The sequence below is a fragment of the Streptomyces sp. CA2R106 genome, from assembly GCF_037034245.1.
Classification (GTDB): Bacteria; Actinomycetota; Actinomycetes; order Streptomycetales; family Streptomycetaceae; genus Actinacidiphila.
In genome coordinates this window covers 1-201 of record NZ_JBAGKC010000253.1, presented here as the reverse complement: position 1 = coordinate 201, position 201 = coordinate 1, and the positions used below count along the sequence as shown (strand labels likewise).

Here is a 201-nt window from a genome sequence, read left to right as displayed (position 1 = left end):
CGGCTGAACACCGCCGCGGCGCAAACGGGACATACCGGTGCCGTTGAGATGCCCGGTCATCTCCGAGGTCTGTTCCCACAGGCCCCACGCCAACGACTGACCGGCCAGATGCCGATCCCGGCGATAGACCGCCAGGGCGTCCAGGAACGCGTTGGCGGCGGCGTAACTGCCCTGCCCCGCGCTGCCCAGGACCGCTGCGGC

The 201-nt window shown here is 70.6% G+C and carries 1 protein-coding gene; it reads right to left on the bottom strand.

Annotation, left to right across the window (positions count from 1 at the left end):
• A partial coding sequence (locus tag WA788_RS35985; protein WP_335984785.1) for a KR domain-containing protein occupies positions 1–201 on the bottom strand: 201 nt, incomplete at both ends.